Source organism: Stenotrophomonas sp. STEN087, from assembly GCF_056759115.1.
On record NZ_JBRRCR010000138.1, the window covers coordinates 1 to 6,557 of the forward strand.

Annotated in this window: 3 protein-coding genes; 2 read left to right on the plus strand and 1 reads right to left on the minus strand. The window is 70.1% G+C overall.

Features of this window, described 5'->3' with window-relative positions:
- Window positions 1-229 precede the first annotated feature (229 nt).
- Window positions 230-1,594, plus strand: coding sequence for a 2-oxoadipate dioxygenase/decarboxylase HglS (gene hglS / locus ACVOK1_RS19890; RefSeq protein WP_481563036.1), 1,365 nt, complete (start codon window positions 230-232; stop codon window positions 1,592-1,594).
- A gap of 70 nt (window positions 1,595-1,664) precedes the next feature.
- Here the strand turns inward: hglS and ACVOK1_RS19895 are convergent, their stop codons facing one another.
- Complete coding sequence (locus tag ACVOK1_RS19895; protein ID WP_164075508.1) at window positions 1,665-3,179, minus strand: acetyl-CoA hydrolase/transferase family protein; 1,515 nt, start codon at window positions 3,177-3,179, stop codon at window positions 1,665-1,667.
- A gap of 390 nt (window positions 3,180-3,569) precedes the next feature.
- Between ACVOK1_RS19895 and glnE the strand changes: the two genes are divergently transcribed.
- Window positions 3,570-6,365 (plus strand): bifunctional [glutamate--ammonia ligase]-adenylyl-L-tyrosine phosphorylase/[glutamate--ammonia-ligase] adenylyltransferase, encoded by a 2,796-nt coding sequence (gene glnE / locus ACVOK1_RS19900; RefSeq protein WP_481563037.1) that lies wholly within the window; start codon window positions 3,570-3,572, stop codon window positions 6,363-6,365.
- Window positions 6,366-6,557: the final 192 nt, after the last annotated feature.

Sequence of the window (6,557 nt, forward strand, 5' to 3'; positions counted from 1 at the left end):
CCGCCCGCGCGGCCCTCCTCCGCCCCCGGGGCCCCCCCCCCCCCCCCCCCCCCCCCCCCCCCCCCCCCCCCCCCCGGTGGGGCGGGGGGGGGGGGCTTTATTTGCGGGGGCCGCCGCCCGCCCCCCGCCACTACCGGTCCCGGGTCATGTTGCTCTGCATATCGCCCCCATCGCGCACACCGGCGACAATACGGCTCTCGCCGTTCCCGTTCCCGCATTCGAGTGACTGATGAGCGCCTCTTTCGTTTCGCCTGATGTGATCCGCCGCCTGTTCGCCCAGGCCATGTCCCGCATGTACCGCACCGAAGTGCCGCTGTACGGCACGCTGGTGGAACTGGTGGAGCGGATCAACGCGGAGGTGCTTGCGCAGGACCCGGCGCTGGCCGCGCAGCTGCAGCGCAACGACGAGCGCGCACGCCTGGACGAAGAGCGCCACGGCGCGATCCGTGTCGGTACCCCGCAGGAACTGGCCACACTGCGCCGCCTGTTCGCGGTCATGGGCATGTTCCCGGTGGCCTACTACGATCTGTCGGTGGCCGGCGTGCCGGTGCATTCCACCGCGTTCCGCCCGCTCACCGGCGCGGCCCTGGCGCAGAACCCGTTCCGCGTGTTCACCTCGCTGCTGCGCCTGGAGCTGATCGAAGACGAAGCGCTGCGCGCCGAGTCCGCACGCATCCTCGAGCGCCGCCGCATCTTCACCGAGGGCGCGCTGGCGCTGATCGACCAGGCCGAGCGTGACGGTGGCCTGTCGCAGGCCGATGCCGAGCGCTTCGTTGCCGAAGCACTGGAAACCTTCCGCTGGCACGGCGATGCCACCGTCGACCTGCCCACCTACCACGCGCTGCACGATGCGCACCGGCTGGTGGCCGACGTGGTCAGCTTCCGCGGCCCGCACATCAACCATCTCACCCCGCGCACGCTGGATATCGATGCCGCGCAGGCCGCGATGATCGAGCACGGCATGGCCGCCAAGGCGGTGATCGAAGGCCCGCCGCGCCGCGCCTGCCCGATCCTGCTGCGGCAGACCAGCTTCAAGGCGCTGGAAGAAGCCGTGCATTTCCCCGGTGGCGAGGGAGGCGATGCCGGCACGCATACCGCGCGCTTCGGCGAGATCGAGCAGCGTGGCCTTGCTCTGACCCCGAAGGGCCGCGCGCTGTACGACCAGCTGCTGGCGCAGGCGCGCGATGCCGGTGGCGCCGGCAGTACCGGTGGTGACTATGGCCAGCGCCTGCAGGCGGTCTTCGCCAGTTTCCCCGATGACCACGACACCCTGCGCCAGGAAGGGCTGGGCTACTACCGTTACCAGCTGACCGACGCCGGCCGCGCCGCGCCGGAGCGCGTGGCTGATCTGCCGGCCGAAGTGCTGGTAGCCGCCGGCCTGGCCACGGCCGACCCGATCGTCTACGAGGATTTCCTGCCGGTCAGCGCCGCGGGCATCTTCCAGTCCAACCTGGGCGGTGAAGAGCAGCGGGCGTATGCCGCACATGCCAACCGCGAAGCGTTCGAGCAGGCGATGGGCGTGGCGGTGAACGACGAGTTCGAGATCTACGAGCGGCTGCAGGCGGAATCGCTGGCGGCGCTGCGCGCCTTTTGAGGGTAGAGCCGGCCGCTGGCCGGCTGTTGATGGTGCCGGCCAGCGGCCGGCACTACCCGCTGTCTGGCAATCAGCCCTTCATCGTGCCGGTATCCAGCCAACGCTGGTGCCACGACAGCGCTTCCGGCAGCAGGTGCGGGGTGTGCTTCCCGTAGCTCTCGCGGCTGGCACGGTCGAAGTAGTCCTGCAGCTGCGGGCGGAAATCCGGGTGCGCGCAGTTGTCGATCAGCACCTGTGCGCGCTTGCGCGGGGTCAAACCACGCAGATCGGCCAGGCCCTGTTCGGTCACGATCACCGACACGTCGTGCTCGGTGTGGTCGACATGGCTCACCATCGGGGTGATCGCCGAGATCGTGCCGTTTTTCGCCGTGGACGGACTCAGGAACGCCGACAGGAAACCGTTGCGGGCGAAGTCGCCCGAACCGCCGATGCCGTTCATGATCCGCGTGCCCATCACGTGCGTCGAATTGACGTTGCCGTAGATGTCCACTTCGATCATGCCGTTCATGCCGATGCAGCCCAGGCGGCGCACCAGTTCCGGGTGGTTGGAGATTTCCTGCGTGCGCATGATGATGCGCTCGCGGTAGAAATCGATGTGTTCCTTGAACGTCTCGTTGGCCTGCGGGCTCAGCGCGAAGCCGGTGCACGAGGCATAGCTCAGCACGCCGTCGCGCAGCAGGTCGAGCATGCCGTCCTGGATCACCTCGGTGAACGCGGCCAGATCGCGGAAACCACTCTTGGCCAGGCCGGCCAGCACCGCGTTGGGGATGTTGCCCACGCCCGACTGCAGCGGCAGCAGGTTCGGCGGCAGGCGGCCCTTCTTCACTTCGTGCTGCAGGAACTCGATCAGGTGCGAAGCGATCTGCTCGCTGGTTGCATCGATCGGGCTGAACGGGCTGTTGCGGTCCGGGCCATTGGTGCGCACCACGGCCACGATCTTGTCCGGGTCGCAGCGCAGCGCGGTATCGCCGATGCGGTCGTTGGCGTTCACCAGCGGAATCGGCTTGCGGTGCGGCGGCAGCGCGGTGCCGTAGTAGATGTCATGCATGCCGTCGACGCCCGCCGGCTGCCACTCGTTGACCTCGACGATGACCTTCTTGGCCAGGTCCAGCCAGGTCTTGTTGTTGCCCACCGAGGTGGAGGGCACCAGCGAGCCGTCCTCGCGGATGGCCGACACTTCGATCACCGCAGTGTCGATCTCGCCGTAGAAGCCGAACCAGACGTGCTGGGCGACGTGGCTGAGGTGGATGTCGATGTAATCCAGCTTGCCCTCGTTGATGCGGTTGCGCGCATCCGGGTCGCTCTGGAAGGGCATGCGCATGGCGATGCCATCGGCCTTGGCCAGCGCGCCGTCCAGTTCCGGTGCGGTCGAGGCGCCGGTCATCAGCTTGATCTGGAAGGGCAGGCCCTGGGCGTGCACCGTCTCGATGCGGCGGGCAAGTTCGACGGGGACGGCCTTGGGGTAGCCGGAGCCGGTGAAGCCGCTCATGGCGACGGTTTCACCGGGCTGGATCAGCGCGGCTGCGGCCTCGGCGGAGACCACGCGGTCACGGAGACGCGCGTTGGCGATGCGATCAACAGACATGACGACACGTGTTTCAGGGGGGAAGCCCGATTATCGGCCATCCCCCGCCGTACGGGGCGTTCTACCTTCGTGGAATGGCTTTTCCGGACGGCGGGCTACCATACCCACCAGTTCTGTTTTGCAGTGCAGCGTGCAATGTCCTTCCGCATTCCGCAGGATGGCCCTGCATCCCGACGTGGGGGAGGGAGCAGAGCCCGCTGGCAGTTCGCTGCAAGCGGGCTTTTTTATTGCCTGACGCCCAAGCTGAATAGGCGAAGTGCTCCAGGGGTAGTGCCGGGGGGGGGGGGGGCCCCCCCGCCCCGGCCCCCCCCCCCCCCGCCCCCCCCCCCCCCCCCCCCCCCCCCCACTACCGGGTCCGTCGCGCCCCGACCGGGTCGATACAATCGACCCATGACCCTCGCCCCCGCCGAACTGCCCGCCACCCTGCAGCCCCTGGTCGACCGCGCGCTGGCGCGCCTGGCCCATGTCCTGCCCGAGCCCATCCCCGCCGCGCTGCAGGCGCCGCTGGTGCGCCTGGCGGTGGCCAGCGACTTCGCCCTGGACACCCTCGTGCGCCAGCCGGCGCTGCTGGCCCACCTGGCCCAGCCCGGCTGCCCGCCGCTGCCGGCCCCGATGCTCGACCCGCAGCAGCCCAGCGACTGGCAGGCGCAGCTGCGGCGCTGGCGTGCGGCCATGTCCACCCGCCTGGTCTGGCGCGATCTGGCCGGCCTGGATGACGTGCCGCAGACCCTGGCCGGCGCCACCACCCTCGCCGAGGACTGCCTGCGCCTGGCGCTGGACGCCCTGCAGCAGGAATTCGCACAGCGCCACGGCGTCATCCGCGATGACGACGGCCAGCCGATGCAGCTGGTGGTGTTCGGCCTGGGCAAGCTGGGCGGTGGCGAGCTCAACTTCAGTTCCGATATCGACCTGGTCTACGCCTACGCGCAGGGCGGCGAATCCGACGGCCCGCGTCCGCTGGCCGCCGAGGAGTACTTCGCCCGCCTCGGCCAGCGCCTGGCCAAGCTGCTGGACGACACCACCGTCGATGGCTTCAGCCACCGCGTCGACCTGCGCCTGCGCCCGTTCGGCAGCGCCGGCCGCGTCGCGCTGTCGTTCGCGGCGATGGACCAGTACTTCCAGCGCGAAGGTCGCGACTGGGAACGCTATGCCTGGCTGAAGGCGCGCGCAGTGGCGGGCGACATCGCCGCCGGTGAAGCGTGGCTGCAGACGCTGCGCCCGTTCGTCTACCGCCGCTATCTGGATTTCACCGCGCTCGATGGCCTGCGCGAGATGAAGGCAGCGATCACTGCCGAAGTCGCGCGCCGCGAACTGCACGAAGACATCAAGCGCGGCGCCGGTGGCATCCGCGAGATTGAATTCCTGTGCCAGGCCCTGCAGCTGATCCGCGCCGGGCGTGAACCGGTGCTGCGCGAGCGGCGCCTGCTGGTCGCCCTGCAGGCGCTGGTCAACGCCGGCCAGATCGCGCCCGACGATGGTGCCGCGCTGCGCGAGGCCTACCTGTTCCTGCGCCGCCTGGAAAACCGCCTGCAGATGCTGCGCGATGCACAGACTCACGTGCTGCCCAGCGACCCGCTGGATCGCCAGCGCATCGCGCTCGGCCTGGGCTACACCGACTGGGATGCACTGCGCGCGGCACTGAGCGAGCAGCAGCAGCGCGTCAGCACCGAATTCGCCGCGCTGCTGGCCCCGCGCAAGGGCCAGGCCGCGCCCGACGCGCTGGCCAGCTACTGGCGCAGCCTGCCCGAAGGCAGCAATGCCGAACTGCTGGCCGAAGCCGGTTTCCTCGATGCCAGCGGCGCCGACCAGTCGCTGCGTGATTTCGCCCAGAGCACCGGCGTGAAGTCGCTGTCCGATGCCGCGCGCGCGCGCCTGGACCGAGTGCTGCCGGCGCTGCTGCACGCGGCCACGCGTTCGCCGCAGCCGGATGCCGCGCTCAAGCGCGTGCTCGGCCTGCTGCAGGCGGTGCTGCGTCGAACGAGTTACCTGGCGTTGCTGGACGAACAACCCAGCGCCCTGGCGCGGCTGGTGGACGTGCTGGCGCGCAGCGCGCTGCTGGCCGAGCGCCTGGCCGCGTACCCGCTGCTGCTGGACGAACTGCTGGACGTGCGCGTGTCCGGGCCGATGCCCGAGTTCGACGGCATGCTGGCCGAATGCCAGCAGGTGCTGCCGGTGGAGGATCCCGAATCGCAGCTGCGCTGGCTCAATGAAACGCGGCTTGCCCTGAGTTTCCGCATGGCGATGGCCACGCTGGATGGCCGCCAGGGTGCGGTGGACAGCACCCGCCAGCTGGCCGAGCTGGCGCAGGCGGTGGTCATCACCGTGCTGAAGCTGGCCGAGGCGGACATGCATGCCGCGCACGGCGTCGTGCCGGGCGGGCGCTTCGCGATCATCGGTTATGGCAGCCTGGGCGGGCTGGAGCTGGGCTTCGGTTCCGATCTGGATCTGGTGTTCCTGCACGACCATCCCGCCGGCGTGGAAGCCAGCGATGGCGCCCGCCCGCTGGAACCGGGCCGCTGGTACGCGCGCCTGGCGCAGAAGGTGATGGCCCTGCTGGGCGCCGTCACCGCTGCCGGCCGCCTGTACGACATCGACGTGCGCCTGCGCCCGGATGGCGGCAAGGGCACGCTGGTGTCCTCGCTGGCCAGCTACACCGAGTACCAGCGCGAACGCGCCTGGACCTGGGAACACCAGGCCCTGGTGCGTGCACGCGGCTTGGCCGGCGATGCCAGCCTGCTGGCCGATTTCGAACAGGTGCGCGCGCAGACCCTGGGCCGCGAACGCGACCACGCCACGCTGTATGCCGACGTGCTGAAGATGCGTGGGCGCATGCGCACTGAACTGGACCGCAGCGATGCTGCGCGGCTGGACCTGAAGCAGGGCGCCGGCGGCGTGGTCGATCTGGAGTTCCTGCTGCAGACCGGCGTGCTGGCACGCAGCGCGCAGGTGCCGGCGCTGCTGGAACCGCGCGACACGCCGTCGTTGATCGACGCGCTGGCGGTCGCGGGGTTCCTGCCGGAGGCCACTGCGCGCGCGCTGCATGGTGCACACGCCACGCTGCTGGATGTGGGCCTGGCCTGCACGCTGGACCGCCGCCCGCGGTTGGCACCGACGACCCCGGCGATTGAAGAAGCGTGTGCGGCGATCAGTGCCGCGTGTGTGGCGGCCGAGCTGCCGTTTGGCTGATGGGGTGCCACGTGCGCCGTTGGTAGGTGCCGACCGTTGGTCGGCACACTCTGTCGGCTGCGATGGACCCTGAAGGGGCGTGGGGCGCCACCCGCGGCCCCCCCCCCCCCCGGGGGGGGGCCCCCCCCCCACAATATGGTTTGGCGAGGGCCCCGCGAACGCCCCAAGTGTGTTGTTGGGCCCCGTGGGTGG